This window comes from Sphingopyxis macrogoltabida, assembly GCF_001307295.1.
Lineage (GTDB): Bacteria > Pseudomonadota > Alphaproteobacteria > Sphingomonadales > Sphingomonadaceae > Sphingopyxis > Sphingopyxis macrogoltabida_B.
The window spans coordinates 1-14,313 of the sequence record NZ_CP012702.1 but is presented as its reverse complement, the minus strand read 5'-3'; the positions used below and the strand labels follow the sequence as shown (position 1 = coordinate 14,313).

The 14,313-nt window shown below is 61.5% G+C and carries 25 protein-coding genes; 22 read left to right on the top strand and 3 right to left on the bottom strand.

Annotated elements, in window-relative coordinates; all coding sequences use genetic code 11:
• The first annotated feature begins 273 nt into the window (after positions 1–273).
• The 5 genes from AN936_RS23250 to AN936_RS23230 are packed head-to-tail and all read left to right on the top strand — an operon-like array spanning position 274 to position 1,977.
• Positions 274–663, top strand: coding sequence for a DUF3768 domain-containing protein (locus AN936_RS23250; protein WP_054590653.1), 390 nt, complete (start codon positions 274–276; stop codon positions 661–663).
• Positions 664–674: 11 nt separating this feature from the next.
• Positions 675–962 (top strand): hypothetical protein, encoded by a 288-nt coding sequence (locus tag AN936_RS23245; RefSeq protein WP_006953883.1) that lies wholly within the window; start codon positions 675–677, stop codon positions 960–962.
• Positions 959–1,225, top strand: coding sequence for a hypothetical protein (locus tag AN936_RS23240; protein WP_004213311.1), 267 nt, complete (start codon positions 959–961; stop codon positions 1,223–1,225). Before AN936_RS23245 ends, AN936_RS23240 begins: the two co-directional genes overlap by 4 nt.
• Before the next feature lie 21 nt (positions 1,226–1,246).
• Positions 1,247–1,447: a hypothetical protein gene (locus AN936_RS23235; RefSeq protein ID WP_020819821.1), complete on the top strand. Its 201-nt coding sequence runs from the start codon at positions 1,247–1,249 to the stop codon at positions 1,445–1,447.
• Complete coding sequence (locus AN936_RS23230; protein WP_007016089.1) at positions 1,444–1,977, top strand: hypothetical protein; 534 nt, start codon at positions 1,444–1,446, stop codon at positions 1,975–1,977. Before AN936_RS23235 ends, AN936_RS23230 begins: the two co-directional genes overlap by 4 nt.
• 41 nt (positions 1,978–2,018) lie before the next feature.
• Here AN936_RS23230 and AN936_RS23225 read toward each other — a convergent pair whose 3' ends face one another.
• Positions 2,019–2,309: a hypothetical protein gene (locus AN936_RS23225; protein WP_006953889.1), complete on the bottom strand. Its 291-nt coding sequence runs from the start codon at positions 2,307–2,309 to the stop codon at positions 2,019–2,021.
• Between the two features lie 465 nt (positions 2,310–2,774).
• Here AN936_RS23225 and AN936_RS23220 point away from each other — a divergent pair, with 465 nt between their 5' ends.
• From AN936_RS23220 to AN936_RS23175, 10 genes are all read left to right on the top strand, one after another.
• On the top strand, positions 2,775–3,011 hold the full coding sequence (locus AN936_RS23220) for a hypothetical protein (RefSeq protein ID WP_006953891.1): 237 nt from the start codon (positions 2,775–2,777) through the stop codon (positions 3,009–3,011).
• A gap of 399 nt (positions 3,012–3,410) precedes the next feature.
• Positions 3,411–3,671, top strand: a complete 261-nt coding sequence (locus tag AN936_RS23215) for a hypothetical protein (RefSeq protein WP_006953895.1) — start codon at positions 3,411–3,413, stop codon at positions 3,669–3,671.
• A 2-nt stretch (positions 3,672–3,673) separates the two neighbouring features.
• Positions 3,674–5,125: a DUF4942 domain-containing protein gene (locus AN936_RS23210; RefSeq protein WP_230463538.1), complete on the top strand. Its 1,452-nt coding sequence runs from the start codon at positions 3,674–3,676 to the stop codon at positions 5,123–5,125.
• A gap of 317 nt (positions 5,126–5,442) precedes the next feature.
• Positions 5,443–5,691 carry a hypothetical protein gene (locus AN936_RS23205; RefSeq protein ID WP_013054021.1) on the top strand — a complete coding sequence of 83 codons (249 nt, stop codon included), beginning with the start codon at positions 5,443–5,445 and terminating at the stop codon, positions 5,689–5,691.
• A complete protein-coding gene (locus AN936_RS23200; RefSeq protein WP_013054022.1) occupies positions 5,688–6,497 on the top strand; it encodes a hypothetical protein in 810 nt (269 codons plus the stop codon). The genes AN936_RS23205 and AN936_RS23200 overlap by 4 nt, the downstream gene beginning before the upstream one ends.
• A gap of 11 nt (positions 6,498–6,508) precedes the next feature.
• Positions 6,509–7,132: a DUF6884 domain-containing protein gene (locus AN936_RS23195; protein WP_013054023.1), complete on the top strand. Its 624-nt coding sequence runs from the start codon at positions 6,509–6,511 to the stop codon at positions 7,130–7,132.
• Between the two features lie 52 nt (positions 7,133–7,184).
• On the top strand, positions 7,185–7,463 hold the full coding sequence (locus AN936_RS23190; RefSeq protein ID WP_021225590.1) for a hypothetical protein: 279 nt from the start codon (positions 7,185–7,187) through the stop codon (positions 7,461–7,463).
• Between the two features lie 221 nt (positions 7,464–7,684).
• Positions 7,685–8,002, top strand: a complete 318-nt coding sequence (locus AN936_RS23185) for a hypothetical protein (RefSeq protein WP_020819825.1) — start codon at positions 7,685–7,687, stop codon at positions 8,000–8,002.
• A gap of 297 nt (positions 8,003–8,299) precedes the next feature.
• Entirely contained in the window at positions 8,300–8,521 is a 222-nt protein-coding gene (locus AN936_RS23180) for a hypothetical protein (RefSeq protein WP_004213291.1), read from the top strand.
• 62 nt (positions 8,522–8,583) lie between these two features.
• Positions 8,584–8,844 (top strand): hypothetical protein, encoded by a 261-nt coding sequence (locus tag AN936_RS23175; protein WP_021225591.1) that lies wholly within the window; start codon positions 8,584–8,586, stop codon positions 8,842–8,844.
• On the opposite strand, the gene AN936_RS23170 is transcribed toward AN936_RS23175, so the two are convergent.
• Positions 8,841–9,101: a hypothetical protein gene (locus AN936_RS23170; protein ID WP_230463539.1), complete on the bottom strand. Its 261-nt coding sequence runs from the start codon at positions 9,099–9,101 to the stop codon at positions 8,841–8,843. The two genes, AN936_RS23175 and AN936_RS23170, sit on opposite strands and share 4 nt — an antisense overlap.
• A gap of 32 nt (positions 9,102–9,133) precedes the next feature.
• Entirely contained in the window at positions 9,134–9,355 is a 222-nt protein-coding gene (locus AN936_RS24485; RefSeq protein ID WP_234715874.1) for a helix-turn-helix domain-containing protein, read from the bottom strand.
• A 161-nt stretch (positions 9,356–9,516) separates the two neighbouring features.
• On the opposite strand from AN936_RS24485, the gene AN936_RS23165 reads away from it, so the two are divergent.
• From AN936_RS23165 to AN936_RS23140, 7 genes are all read left to right on the top strand, one after another.
• On the top strand, positions 9,517–10,275 hold the full coding sequence (locus AN936_RS23165; RefSeq protein WP_051768229.1) for a sigma factor-like helix-turn-helix DNA-binding protein: 759 nt from the start codon (positions 9,517–9,519) through the stop codon (positions 10,273–10,275).
• The gene (locus AN936_RS23160) at positions 10,265–10,957 is read left to right on the top strand and encodes a recombinase family protein (RefSeq protein ID WP_030540873.1); all 693 of its coding nucleotides are present in this window, start codon (positions 10,265–10,267) and stop codon (positions 10,955–10,957) included. The genes AN936_RS23165 and AN936_RS23160 overlap by 11 nt, the downstream gene beginning before the upstream one ends.
• A gap of 393 nt (positions 10,958–11,350) precedes the next feature.
• Entirely contained in the window at positions 11,351–11,665 is a 315-nt protein-coding gene (locus tag AN936_RS23155) for a single-stranded DNA-binding protein (RefSeq protein ID WP_030540874.1), read from the top strand.
• 108 nt (positions 11,666–11,773) lie between these two features.
• Positions 11,774–12,025 carry a helix-turn-helix transcriptional regulator gene (locus tag AN936_RS24480; RefSeq protein WP_059153604.1) on the top strand — a complete coding sequence of 84 codons (252 nt, stop codon included), beginning with the start codon at positions 11,774–11,776 and terminating at the stop codon, positions 12,023–12,025.
• Positions 12,026–12,034: 9 nt separating this feature from the next.
• Positions 12,035–12,382 (top strand): hypothetical protein, encoded by a 348-nt coding sequence (locus AN936_RS23150; RefSeq protein WP_228168057.1) that lies wholly within the window; start codon positions 12,035–12,037, stop codon positions 12,380–12,382.
• A gap of 30 nt (positions 12,383–12,412) precedes the next feature.
• Positions 12,413–13,171: a ParA family protein gene (locus AN936_RS23145; protein WP_030540876.1), complete on the top strand. Its 759-nt coding sequence runs from the start codon at positions 12,413–12,415 to the stop codon at positions 13,169–13,171.
• Positions 13,168–14,193 (top strand): ParB/RepB/Spo0J family partition protein, encoded by a 1,026-nt coding sequence (locus tag AN936_RS23140; RefSeq protein WP_030540877.1) that lies wholly within the window; start codon positions 13,168–13,170, stop codon positions 14,191–14,193. Before AN936_RS23145 ends, AN936_RS23140 begins: the two co-directional genes overlap by 4 nt.
• Positions 14,194–14,313: the final 120 nt, after the last annotated feature.

Below are 14,313 nucleotides of genomic sequence, written 5' to 3'. Positions count from 1 at the left end.
GAGCGGCCCAGGGCCGCGCTCCGTCAGTGGTGGCAGCTGCCACCGGGGGAACACCAAGGGCACCCGCCCTTTCGTTCCCGAAGCATAATCGACAGGACCGGGTTGCCCGACAAGTTCGGCCAGTTCCGGCGCGCTCGCGCGCGCCGGGGCCTCCCTAGTCGCGCCGCCCGCACCACTCCCATCGATTTTGCTCCCCCCTCCCCATCCCGCGCTTCGCCAGCGGGTCAGAGCCGCAGGCCGCAGGCAGCGGCTTCGCCTAAAGGAGTGAGGAAAATGGAAGCGACAACTGACCAGATCGCCACCGTTGCGGCGCTGAACGACATTGCGCGGCGAACGATGGGCGTGACTTGTCGCACCGTGATTACGCAAGGCATCGCGGCGCTGGACGAGAATACGCAGTCCGACATTCTCAAGATGATCGAGGGCTTTGAGGATTTCACACCCGACAACGATCCTCACGGCGAGCATGACGCCGGTTTCCTTTATCGCGATGTGATCGGCCAATGGCATACCCGCTGGACTGACGACAGCACGCGCCCAGCCCTCTCGGTCATGTGGAAGTTCGACTATTACGACCGCGATCTTGAATTTGGCAGCGCCGAACCATGGAATCCCGATGCCACAATCCGCGTGCTCACCATTCTCCTAACCAGCGAATATTGAGGGAGGCCACCATGACCAAATCGCCCCCCGTGATCGAGCTTAGCTGGCGTGATGAGAATTACGGTTCCGTCTGCGCTGTCGCCGCCTTCCGCAACTATGCGGGCACACTGGATTGGAGCGACCGCACCCACCAGCGGTTTCGCGGATGCCTGAAACGCGCAGGCTTCGCCTTCCACGATGGCCGGTGCAGCTACATCGCCACCAGCGGCACCCGCGAGGATCGGCAGCGCGCCCTTTGTGACGAGCTGGCCCGCGCAGGCTTCCAGATCGACAGCGGCGACGTGAGGGCAGAGGCATGAACCGCGAACGCCGCAAGCAGATCGCCGCCGCCCGCGTGCTGATCGACAAGGGCAAGGCCCTGTTGGATGAGGCGCGCGACATGCTCGAAACCGTCAAGGATGACGAGCAGGCCGCCCGCGAAAATCTGCCCCCCAGTCTTGAGGACAGCGAACGCGCGCAGGCGATGGACGCCGCAGTTTCCGAACTGGAAAGCGCGATTTCAGCCCTTGAAGACTTCGACGCCGACGAGATCGGCACGCAACTCGACACCGCCAGCGAATAGGAAGGATTGACCATGCAACCCATGCGCCACCTAGATCGAGACACGCGCCGCGCCCGCCTTCTGGCGGCGCGCACGCGCCCCGTCGGCGGCATCAACCGGCGCGGCATCTTCACCGGCCATTGGGACGGTGGCGATGTTGTGCGCCAGTTTCGCGGCGATAACGGATCGTGGATCGGCCTTGCCGCCTACAAGGCGAAGGAAGAGCCGGAGCCGCAGCCATGAAAATCAGCAACACGGCGAGCGCCGTTCGCGTCACCCTCTCCCCCACCGAGATCAGCGATTTGCAATTTGTGATCGAGGCGGCCGAGCGCGCGGGGCATTATATGCCCGCGCGCGTCCTCAACATCATGGCGGCGCTGACGCGCAGCGCCGACGATGTTCGGATGAAACAGGCCATGAAGCGGGCGGAAAAAGATCGCGTGACGCGGATCGAGCAGGACCGACGCGCGCGCGAACGCCAATTCATGCTAGGCGACCGATACAGCGTCATGGCGAGCCGCGCCGACTACGCCGATGCGTCTTCTGATCCGGACGCGCGCCAATGGGTTGACCTGGTGTTTCATGAAATCATGCAGAGGCCGCTTCCCGATCAATACGAACTCCGGCGCGACGTGTGGCGTGTCCACGTTGTCCAACTGGACGGCGGCACGCTCGGCGCTGTTGTAGGCGGCGATTGCACTCAAACCGCCGACCCCGCCGAAATTACTTCCGTAGCGGAACAGCTGATCGCCCGCTTCGAGGCCAGAGCTTGACGCGCGTGGAGCGGTGGCAGCTGCCACCGCTCCAGAGAGATCTAGAATCTGGCGATGAGAGGCAGCAGCGCCGCCGCTTGGCTTCCCAGGACCGGCACCCAATAATTCGCGGCGCGGTAATCAGGGCCGTGATCGACCGCCATCACCCCAAAGACATATCCGATCATTGGCAGCGTCCACAGCAGACGCCCGCCCAGGTCCACGCCCATCAGCACCAGCGCAACGCCAAGCACAGCCCAAAGCGGAATCAGTCGTTCCATGATTTCGCGATGACGGATTATTCGCCATGCACTTTCCCGGTCATCGGCGCTAACCTGCGATACGAGGCCCATAGCTTCCCCTTTTCATCAACGGTCGCCGGCGATCATCCAACGGCTTCACGAAAATGTGAAGCGCGTTTCGCGCGCATTCTCGCCAATCCGTTGTATAGCCCCCATCGAGCGAGGGCGAGGGACTGTGACAGCGGCCCTTCGCAAATCCTCTCGCTCAAAGGAGGTGATGTGATTTGACAGCATATGAAGCAGCTCAATTGACGATCGCAGCCGTCGCGCTCGTGATCGCAATTGTGAAGCTGGGGAAGTCCGATAAGGGCTGATCTAGCGGGGCGGGTGGTCTGACAGGGCCGCCCGCCCTAAATGTTTGAACCCGCCGTGTGACAGCACGGCGGGTTCAGGTAGGTGCGTGAAATGAATCAGCACACGAAGCATTGCCTATATAGCCCTTTTCCCTTGCCAATCCAATAACCGACGCGCGCGCGAGGTGTTCCCCGTCTGTTCCCTTTGGCGCATAAGCGCCCAATGGCCGCGAACTACAACCGCCCCAAGCCCATTGATCCTATCTGGTATCGGCAAGGCTGCTATCTGCGCATCTATTGCGCTTGCGGTCGCCGCGTTGTCGCCCCGCTGGGCGACTTCGCCCGCTCGCGCCGCATTTCTTTCGATACCCGCATTTACGAGCTGATCGCGCGGCTTCGGTGCAGCCAGTGCCGCCGCAAGCCTTATGCGGACGTGTCGCGCAACCGCTCGGGCAATTAAAATGACGGAGGATCCGATTGCTCGGATGCTTCCGGCGCTATCCGTTGGGCATGTCGCCGGCGACATGCCGCAGCGTCCTCTAGGTCACCGCTATGCTATGACCTGGCGGGCGCTTTTCCCTAGATTGAGGCGGCAATGCCGCCGCGTCCGCTGTTCGACTTTGGGGCCTGTTCCTGCCCCCTGCCGCAAGGGCTGGACCGTCTCGGCCGCTGTGCGGCCTCGCTTGGCGATCAGGCGGGTTTCCCCGCCCTTCCTTCGCTACGCTCCGTGCAGGACGGGTGATCCCCCTCCCCCCTGATCGGCCCTGATTTGCGGCATTCCCCGGCCCTGCTCGCCGCTGGGCAGAAGTCGATGACCCGTCATCGCCTTCGGCTCCATTCTAGGCAGGGAAAACAGCACATGACCGACATTCCGTTGGCAACGATTCTTCGGATCAACGCCGCCCGCACCATTCCGCTCGCTCGCTATGAGGAAGAGGGCAATTTTGACCGCTTCGGCTACATCAAAGACCTTGCCGAAAATCATGGCGCTGACCTTCCCGCCGTCATCGAGATTGCCGACCTACTAGGACCGGATGAAGATTTTGACGGCCTTGTGACCACCATCGAGGACGCCGCCGAGGGCTTCGGCTTTGGTGCTCTTATCCTCGGGGGGGCGTGAGCATGGGCCAGGAGCTTATGACGCCCGCGCAGATTGCGGATATTTGCGACGGCCGAGACAAGGCCATAGCCCTTTGGCTCGGCCTCTATGACACCTACCATGCAACCCGCGACGAGGCGGCGCGCCTGACCCTTGGCGGCCCACTATCGCTGTCATGTGGCCGCGACTGGACCGAGGACACGTTGACTCGCGCTTTCATCCAGTCGCAGCCTATCGACCAGCGCGACAAGGAGACGGGAGCGCGCCAGACCATCGACGCACGCGACAATTTCGAGCGCGTCTTGACGCACACGATGGACCGCCGGTGCTGGGCGGCCCTCATGGAGCAGCTGGGTTTCGACCAGCTGCTAGACCAGCAGGCCCGAAAGGAGTTTCATGACGGCTTGCGCGATGATCCCGTGCCGTTCACGCCCGACAACTGCGCCGCGACTTTCGGAAATATCTGGACCAACCGGCGCGACCTCTATTTGCGCGGCATCGCCAACGTCTTCGCCAAGCTGGATCGCCGCTTTCGCTCGCACAACGGTTTCAAGATCGGCGCGCGTCTCATCATCGACCGCGCCTTGAACGAATGGGGATCATGGGACCGATACGAGCGCCGCGACACGTTGCGGGACGTGGAGCGCGTCTTTCTGGAACTGGACGAAAAGCCCCCTGTTTCAGAGGGCCACAGCATCGCCTCACAAGTTGCCGATGCTGCGCGCGTGCGCGGATCGCTGCCAACGGTGATCGAGGGCGACTATTTCCGAGTTCGCGTCTTCAAGAATGGCAATCTGCACATATGGTTCGAGCGTGACGACCTTTTGCAGAGTGTGAATCTGTTGCTCGCGGAATATTACGGCGAGGCTATCGGTGACGGCTATGAGACGACCGAGGCAGAAGCGGCCCCGGCCTATCATATCACGCCCGCCAAGAATTTCGGCGCGTTCATGACTTCTCCGGAGATCGCCGCCCAGGTCATCGAACATGCGAGAATCAGCAAAGGCCAGCGCGTTCTAGAGCCTAGCGCGGGAAAGGCCGCGCTCGCTTCGGCCGCACGCAACGCCGGTGCCGATGTAACTTGCGTGGAGCTGCAACCCGGCTTCGCCCATGAGCTACGGGTAATCCATGGCTTTGCCGATGCGATCGAGGGCGACTTTCTCGCACTGGACCCGGCCCATTATGCACCGTTCGACGCAGTGATAATGAACCCGCCTTTTGATCGAGGCCGCGACTGTGACCATGTGCGCCATGCCCTCGCCTTTCTCAAACCGGGAGGCGTGCTGGTGGCGATCATGAGCGCGCGGGCAGAGTATGGCGAGGATCAGCGCCACAAGGCGCTACACCGCATGATCGCCGGTTGCGAGGCGATCTATTTTCACGGTCGTAAATGGATCGACCTTCCCCCCGGTTCTTTCGCCCACGCTGGAACCAACGTGAACACCGTTTTGCTTGCGATCCGCAAGCCGGGTTGATCGGTGCAGGCGGTGGCAGCTGCCACCGCCTGTCCTGGCGCAGATTGAGGCGGCAAGCCGCCGCGCTGATCTGGCGCGTTTTGGGGCCTGTTCCTGCCCCCTGCCGCAAGGGCTAGACCGTCTCCGCCGCTGCGCGGCTCCGCTTGGCGATCAGGCGGGTTTCCCCGCCCTTCCTTCGCTACGCTCCGTGCAGGACGGGTGATCCCCCTCCCCCCTGATCGGCCCCGTTTGCGGCATTCCCCGGCCCAGCGTCGCCCGCTTTCGGCAGAAGTCGATGACCCGTCATCGCCTTCGGCTCAATTAGGAAGGGAAAGCCCATGAAAATCCGTATCTACCGCCAGACCGAGCAGGACTTTGACCGGATCGAGATCGAGGGCGCGACCTTTGAAACCATCGTCAACCGGGCAGCGGTCGAGGGGTTTCAATGCAGCGGTTACAACAGCAATCCGAGCCAGCGGCTTGAGTTGCAGGGCGCACCGAAATTCAAGGGCATTTGCGGTCCTATGTGGGATGGCGATGCGATCCGCTACGAATGCAGCGCCACCTATGCGGAGTTGAGCGCATGAGCGCTGCCCCCGCGATCCGCACGGCGCAGGCCGACGAGCTGGGCGACCAGATCATTGCCGCAGGCTTCGCGACAAGCGGCTTTCTGCTGGACATTAACGGGGCGCTTGATGTGCCCCGCGACTTTCCCCTTTCCGCACCGTGGAATCTGCCGTCGCGCCTGTTCCAATTCCCCATCGAGGTTATCCGCGCAGAGCAGGACGAGCCGCGCAAGATCGGCCTTCGCCATCCTTTGCTTGCCGCCCATCCTTTCGTGCAGCACGTCGAGCGCGCGCTAGGGATCGAGATCGCCCGCGATGGCGTGACGAACCGCCACGGCTACAGCAACCGCGCTCATTCGCTCTGGCATCATGCGGTGGACCTTATCAGCGCCGGGAAATGGCGCGAATTGCTCGAAACGCAGGAGTTCACCGAACCACGCAACATCTTCAAGGCCGTTGCCTATGGCCTTCGCTACTCGCACCATGAGGACAAGAGGGCGAGCGGTCATATCAACACCGCCGAGGCCCGCCAGATCATGCGCGCGATGGATGCCACCGAGCCGACCGACCGCGCCGCGCTGATCCTAAGCCTTTCCGCCCCGTCCCCGTGCAAGCAAGACCGCAGCGCCGAATATTGGGCGATCAACGCTCACGGCATCTGCGCCGAGGATGAGGCATGGGCCTTCATCGTCGGGATCGAGGACGGTTGGTTTTCCTATGACCGTGCCGGTTTCCTGCAATGGTCCCCCAAGGGCCGCGACCGCTACGCCGCAGGCGATAGCGCCAGCTTCACCGAGGCGAGCGGCCAGACCGCTTTCGCCTTTTGAGGGGATCGAGCATGGCGCGCCATTGCATCCGAGAACCCCGCTACGTTCCCCCGGTGCAACGCATCGGGGAACAACCCGACCTGTTCGGAGGCCCGACCCTTTCCCATGTTGCCGAGCGCAAGGGACCACCGAAAGGCTGGCAGCGCCAGTTGCAGAAATGGGGCCGCTGCACCGTCATTGCTGATCTTGAGTCCGCCCCTTTGCCTGCCATCAACCCGGCCCCGTCCCCGGCTCCGGTTTTCCTTGTCGCTTGCGTTGCCGCGAAGCTGGACCGCCCCGCCCCGGCTCGCGATCTTTACGCATCGCCATGGTTTCGGAAGGCTCGCGCCTATGTCGAACGGCAGGAAGGGCAATGGTTCATCCTGTCCGCAAAGCATGGCCTGATCGCGCCGGAAACCGTGATCGCGCCTTATGACGAGACGCTAGGCGCGATGAAGGCAAGCGCGCGCCGCCTTTGGGGCGTGCGCGTGATCGAGGCGATGGCCGATCAGATTGATGCCGCCGCGCCGCTGATCGTTCTCGCAGGCCGGCACTATCGCGATCCTTTGTGGCCGCAAATCGAGCGGCGCGCATCCGCGCCGATGGAAGGGCTTGGAATCGGCCAGCAACTCGCTTGGCTCGCTCAAAAATGGTGATGGAGTGCAGCTTGCCGTCAGGCGGTTTGAGACCGTAAATCGACCTGTGACTATGGACGCCCCCAAAGAACCCTTGTGGACGCAAGATCAGGCCATTGCCTATGAGGCAGCGCTTGAGGCGATCAATGACGTGATCGCCGGTTACAGCGAACAAATCGCACTGGAACAGGACCGTCAGAAGCCAGATGCAGCGCGTATCTCGTGGCTTGAAATGCGGACGGATCATGCGTCCGCAACCAGCCATGCCCTTACCGTCACCGATGATGAGAATGTCCGGCAAGCACTGCTGGAATACAGCGCCATGGTGCGGGCGAGGGAAGCCCCAAGGTAGCGGTCTGCCCTTCGGGCAGGCGTTGATTTGTTAAATCCCCCCGTCAGTGTCTTCCTAGCATGAGGGACGCACCAGGCCGCATCAAGGATCGGCGGTCCCCCCAATTTGCTACGCAAATCGGCTCCCCCACCGCCCGCTAGCGCGGCCGCTTCGCGGTCCCTGACCCGACCCGGCGCGACCCTCCCCTTGGCCTTGCCAATTCCGGCAACAAGGAGGTTGTTATGTCTCATCGTCTGTTCGCCCAGCTGGCTTTCGAGCGCGCGCTTGGAAATGCTGCGATCGACGCCCTGAGAAATGCGGTCAACGATAAGGACCATTTTGAGGCCGAAAGCATGTGGCCGAAAGATCCGATGTTCATCGGCAAAACGAGCGCCGACATTGAGGCTGTGTCCGACGAGCTGGCGCAGATCATTGCGGATCGCATCAATGATGTGCTGGACGGTCCCGGCATCCGCAACATTGAGCGCGGCGAGTGTTTCGACCCGCAGCTTGTCGCCCTTGTCCTTGAGGCCAAGGCGAAGCGCGGTCAGTCCGGCTGACGCCGGAGGGGCGGGCATGGCCCGCCCCTTTTCGCCCGTTGGGCAAAACCGATGATCTCGGTGCTACATGGAGCGGGGGGCGGGGCATCGAACCCCGCCCCCCGCAATCTCTTCTCTCTGTGTGTCGTGGCATTTTGGCATGGGTGCGCGCCAGCTTTCAAGGATCGGCGGTTCCCCCAATTTGCTGCGCAAATCGGCTCCCCCACCGCCCGCTGACGCGGCCGCTTCGCGGTCCCTGACAGCCGGCGCCGGTGCCCATGCCGGGTGTCTCCCGTCACCAACGAGAAGGAGAACCGGATGCACATCAAATTGTTTAGAGCACTGAAAGCGGCTAATCTGTCCGACGACGCCGCAGCGGAAGTTGTAGAGGCTATTGAGGAGTATATCGCCGTGAAGGTTCAGGAGGCGAACAAGGGAATCGAAAGCAAGCTGACGGCACAAACTTGGGTCATCGGCAGCGTCGGTTTCGTCCTCGCAGTCATCGGCCTTGCGCCCGCTTTCATCAAACTGTTCCAGTAAGACAAAGGGAGGCTTCGGCCTCCCTTTTTTTGCCGAACCGCCCGATTGTCAGGAGGCGCAAATTGATCGACTTCGCACAAGCACGGTTGGATATGTTCGAGAGCGGTGTATTCGGCCAGGGCAATGCTTTCTGGCGCTGGATCGCCACGGTCGAGGCGCGGCCCTATCTGGCCGCTTTCGCTGCCGATCGAGCACCTCCCAGCGAACGCGAGTTTTTCGCGGTCGATCTTGCCGCAGAGGATCTACTTGATTCCGATCACCTGGCCGAGCTGGCCCAGCAGATCGAGGCGACGCACGGGGGGCGCCATACGCGCCAGGGTTAGCCGCGAGCAGCTTTGCGCTGTTGCTCCGCTACGTCGCGGATCATAGCTGCCCAGCATCCCAAAATCATGCCCTCTTCATTATCGACTTCGCTTGTCGCGACCGCATAGATACCCAGCAAGTTTGCGACCTCTTCCGTCTCGACAATGCCTTGGCGCGCAAGCAGGGTGGCAAAGATCGAGAGCGCTCCACCCATTGCCCGCACCAGTGGCGCATCTTGTGGCAGACGGTCAAATTCGGGGGGCGGGTTACTGGACATAGATCATTCCAATCAAAAAAAGCGACAGCCTTTCAGGACTGATCGTCTGAAATGCTATCCTCTGCCAATAATTCGACAACCGATAATCTGAAAACACCGGCAAGGCTCTCCAAGGTATCAAGCGTGGGATTGCCTTGTCCCCGAACCATGTATGAAATATGCGACGCCGCAACGCCCGAGCGTTCGGACAACTCCCCTTGAGTTATGCCTAGCTTCTTTAGTTCGCGCGCAATGTTGGCCCCGAGCTGGGTCATCAACGGCGATGTTCGTTTCAGGTATATGGTTGGCATCGTGTTCGCGTCCTTCTCGCTAGGCGCAGAATGTCGGCACAGGCAGCATGGCGCAATAGGGTTGCTCAAGCAACTAATTGCGCCATGGCTTTCGCGCCTAGCGCAGATGGTATAGATTGTGCGCCATGTTCGTGCTGGAACATGGGATAATGAACATGCAGTCACCGATCGCGCTGTTTAATGCGAAGCTTGCCAAGACGGCGAACCATAGCGCAACGGCTTCGGCTGATAGCCTCGGCGGCAGCGCGATCGAGCGGATCAACGATCCTCACATTATGGACAAACTGCTAGCAACTCTCGAACCGCGAGAAGAGCAAATTGTGCGCCTAAGGATTGGTGGTCCCGAGGGGGAAGCGCAAACGCAGCGAACAGTGGCAAGTGTGGTGGGGCTTTCGCCTGGTTCGATCGGACAGATCGAAGCAAAGGCCTACAGACGGATGCGATGGGTGATGAACAATCTCGGCACGGACGCGGCCGTGCTCGATGCGCTCATTGCGAAGCGAAATGCTGATAGGGCGCGGGAAGAGGAAGTTGCCGCTAGCGCGGCCGAAGCAGCGGCCAGAGAGCAGGACCAAAAAAGGATTGATGCTCGACACCGCGATGAAAGGCGGCGCGCGAAAGCTCGAAAGCGAGCGTGGGAGCGCCAGCTACGCAAGGCGGAGGAACAGCACCAGGCCTTGAATGATGAGGCGGCTTATCTTGCGCAGCGCATAATCGCGCTAGAAGGACGGAACCGGGTCATTCGCATGTTTCTCCCCCGCAATTCTGAGCTTGAGCGATTGCGCGCAAGAGCGCGCCAGTGCGGAATTGAAATCGCACAAGCGGACGCAGGCATTGCCAAGCTTCGCTCATCGCCGCCCGAGGGGCCTGACCTTGCTGACTGAGAACGTTCCTTCCCCTGCCCCACAGATTGCCCGCGTCTATCTGCGCGTCAGCACCGACGCGCAGGATTTGCGTCGCCAAGACGCGATCGTGGGCGAAGCAAAGGCCGCAGGCTACTATGTCGCGGCGGTCTATCGAGAGAAGGCATCGGGTGCCCGCGCCGACCGCCCCGAGCTTTTGCGCATGATTGCCGATCTTCAACCCGGCGAAGTAGTGATCGCGGAGAAGATCGACCGGATAAGTCGTCTCCCCTTGACCGAGGCTGAGCAGCTGGTTGAGACAATTCGTGCGCGAGGCGCGCGACTTGCCATTCCCGGCGTCGTGGACCTGTCCGACCTCGCGGCCGATGCCGATGGCATCGCCCGCATCGTGCTCGAATCTGTTCAGGCGATGCTCTTGAAGATCGCCTTACAGATGGCCCACGACGATTACACCGATCGCCGCGAGCGACAGCGCCAGGGTATCGCCTTGGCAAAAGCCGCAGGTCGCAGCGGAGGGCGCAAAGGCGATCGGGCAACGCACGCCCGCATTGTGGCATTGCGCGAGGCGGGCAAGAGCATTGCCAAAACGGCAGAGCTGGCCGATTGCGACCGCAGCACAGTCAAGCGAGTATGGGCGGCGCATCGCGCCGCCCAGGTGCAAGAACCCAGCCCTCAGCGAAATCACCGTGAGCGGAAACGCTGATTGCCCTTTCTGTTCGGCTTCGCGCCGGTGGCAGCTGCCACCGGCAGTCCCCTGCCCGCGTCAACGGACTGCCAGCCAGGGAAAGAGCGGCGGAGCCGCGACAGGGTTTTCCAATCGCCCCCATGCCGATCGAGCGCAGCGACCTATGGGCGCCAATGGCCGGTGGCAGCTGCCACCACCGCCAGTCCAAATTGCTGCATCTACTCGGGCGGTTTCCTTTGGGCGTTGCTGTCTGACGGATACGAACTGCGCATCGCCACTAATGCGGGCAAGCAGAAAACCGGCCTTCGGCCTTGGGTTTCCGCAAGCGGACCCTCCCATTTTCAGCTTGCCCGCGTGGCTCAGCTCCGCCGCAAAAAATCCGTCAGCAACGCTTATCCAAAGGAGACTACCATGCAGAACATCGCTGAATTTCGGATCATCGGCCGCGTTGGCAGTGTCGATACGACCGATAAAGTCACCCACGTTTCCGTCGCCGCGAACTACAACCGCAAGGATGGCGATGAATGGAAGACCGATACGCACTGGAACCGTGTGACGTTCTTCCGCCAGCTGGCAGAGCGCGCCGCTGATCTGGGCAAGGGCGACCTGGTTCACATCACCGGACGGGTCCGCCAGAACAGCTACGAGAGCAATGGCGAAACCCGCTACTCGGTGGACCTGATCGCTGAGGGGCTGGGCATCCTGACGAGGGGCGGGGCTGATTAAGCCCCCTCCCTTTCCCCATAAGACGGGCGGCCTAGCGGCCGCCCTTTTTTGTGGACAATGCCTCTCATAGACCCTAACGATAATAGGGTCTAATTTTGCGAGGCATCTGTGGCGGCCAAACTGTTCAATCGTGTAGCGAGCTTGCGCATCGCTGCCGGACTTACGCAATCCGAGCTGGCGGCGAGGATTCACGTCTCACCTGAAACAGTCGCCGCCATCGAGAACGGCAGGCAGGACGCCACTTTGATAACGGCGCTCCGAATGTCCCACGCACTGCGAACTCAAGTGCCGAACATCTTTAGGGAGCAGCCTTTCCCTAAGCTGATCGGCTCCGATCGAGGCGAGAGCCGCACAGCTTAGGAGGTCACTATGCGCCGTCAGATCGTCAGCAAACTCCGGCGTGCAGCAAGCGCGCTACGGACGGCTATGCTTTTGGCGTGGCTTATCCTGCTGATCGCAGCTGGCGCGCTCATGCTGATCGTGGCTCTTATTGTCGCCACGCTGGCCCACGCTGCCTTTGGCTGGTGGGGCGTGGCCGTGGTCGCAGCTTTCGTGCTGGCGGCTATCTTCGGCAAAGATCCACCGACCGAACCAACCAGCCCGCGTCGCAAGCGCAAGGGCCTTCACCTGAATGACGATCCGAACCCATGGTATATGCAGTCGCAGTATCGCTTCGGATCGGGAAATAGCGCCGCCCATAACCGCTGGCACAAGTAGCCCGTGGCGCAGCCATTGAAGGGATTCTCAATGCGAACAATCGTAGTGACTAATGAGCGCGGTGGCATCGGCAAGACCATGCTTACCTGTCATATCGCGTGGCATCTGGCCGAGCAGGGCAAGCGTGTCGTGGTCCTTGACCTGGACAAGCAATGCCACAGTGCCGGAATGCTGAAAGCCGAGTTCGAGCAGATCGGGCCGGTTCAGTCGATACTCGACTTCGCCCCCGGCGAGGAACCTCCGGCGCTGGCTTGCTTCAAGAACACGAGGCAAGTGGTCGAACTGACGACTGACGGCCCGCAGCAGGGCCAGCACATCGCCGCCTATGTTCGCGCCATTCGTGCCGGCCTTGCCAAGCACTACGACTATTGCGTGATCGACACGGCCCCGGCTTGGGATGGCCGCAACCTTATGGCGCTGATCGCATCCGATTATGTCGCGGTGCCTTTAGACCCCGACAAAACCGCACGGCAATCGCTCAACGAGATTTCGCAAAGCATCAGCCTTGCCAATAAGGTTCGGGGGGAGGGCAACGAAACCCGCTTCGGGATCGTGTTCAATCGTGTGCAGACGACGAGTGAAGTGTCTAAAATGCTCATGGAGCGGATCGGGCAGGCGCTACCCGCCAATGTTGTCCCGCATACCATCCCGCACCGCGAGCATATGCGCGAGGCGGCCCTTCTCGAAATTCCCGTGTGGCGACTTGCCAAGGATACGCGCCGCAGCGCGCCGGTCCTGCGCGAAGTCGTCTCCTACATTGTCGATCAAGCTGAGAGGGAAGCCGCATGAGCAAGGCAGCTGTCAAACCGGCGAAGAAGAGCTTTGCCGACTTCGATATGGACGCGATGGATTTTTCGGCCGTCCCCGCGAATACCGAGTTCAAGGCAGCTGGGCGGTTTCAGCGCCTTCCGCTCGCTGACATTGATCCAGACCCCGCGCAGGTTCGCCGGGAGTTCGACCAGGCCGAGATTGATGCACTGGCCGCGACCATCAAGGACCGCGGCTTGCTGCAACCCATCGTCGTCGCGCCAACATCGAACGGCCGCTACATCATCCGATACGGCGAGCGGCGCTACCGCGCGTGCCGCCAGCTTGGTTTCGACCAGATCGACACCGTTCTGGATCAGGCCGACGCCGAACGCGATATTGGCCTCGACCAGTTTCTTGAGAACGAACAACGCCAAGCCCTAAGTCTGGCCGAGCGCGTCAGTTTCATCGCGAGCCGCGTCAGTGACACGCTTTCGACAAAGGATCTAGCCGCGCGCATCGCCAAGCCGCATTCGGAAGTGAAGCGCCTCTACTCGCTGCGCACCTTGCCCGAGGACATTCTTGCCGCGTTGAAGAATTGTTCTCCGCGCGCCGCCGTCGCCATCAAACACGCGATCGAGCTGGACGAGAAGGCCACGCGCAATTTCGTGGTCACGAATGAAAATCCGACAGCCGCCGCCTGCGAGCAGTTTCTTGCCACGCTCCAAGGCGGTCCCGATGAAGAGAGCGCTCAGGCCGGCGCCGCTAAACCGAATGACGATTCAGCGCTGCCCCAAGAATCGCGCGCGCCGGTGGCAGCTGCCACCAGTGCAGCAGATGAGCGTCGGGAGCGGCCCGAACTGGATGCCGGCGACGACGAGCGGGAAGGGGAGGGCGCTGCGCTTGCCGAGCGTTCCGATCACAAGCCGCGCACCCCCCGTCAGCCGAAAGAGGCCAACGACGCACCGGCCATCATCATTCAGGGCCGTCGCGGGATTGTTCTCAGCGGCCAGGTCACGGTTCGGTTCGACGGCGAGGCTGCGCCCCAAACCTTCGACTTCTGATAGCTTTTACCGTCCACGTTCACTCAGCATTGAGGCGGCGTGGAATTTTGAAGCGGTGGCAGTTGCCACCGCTTTTTGTTTGTGGGGTAGGTATCTACTGTATGGCAGGATAAGCCTTGC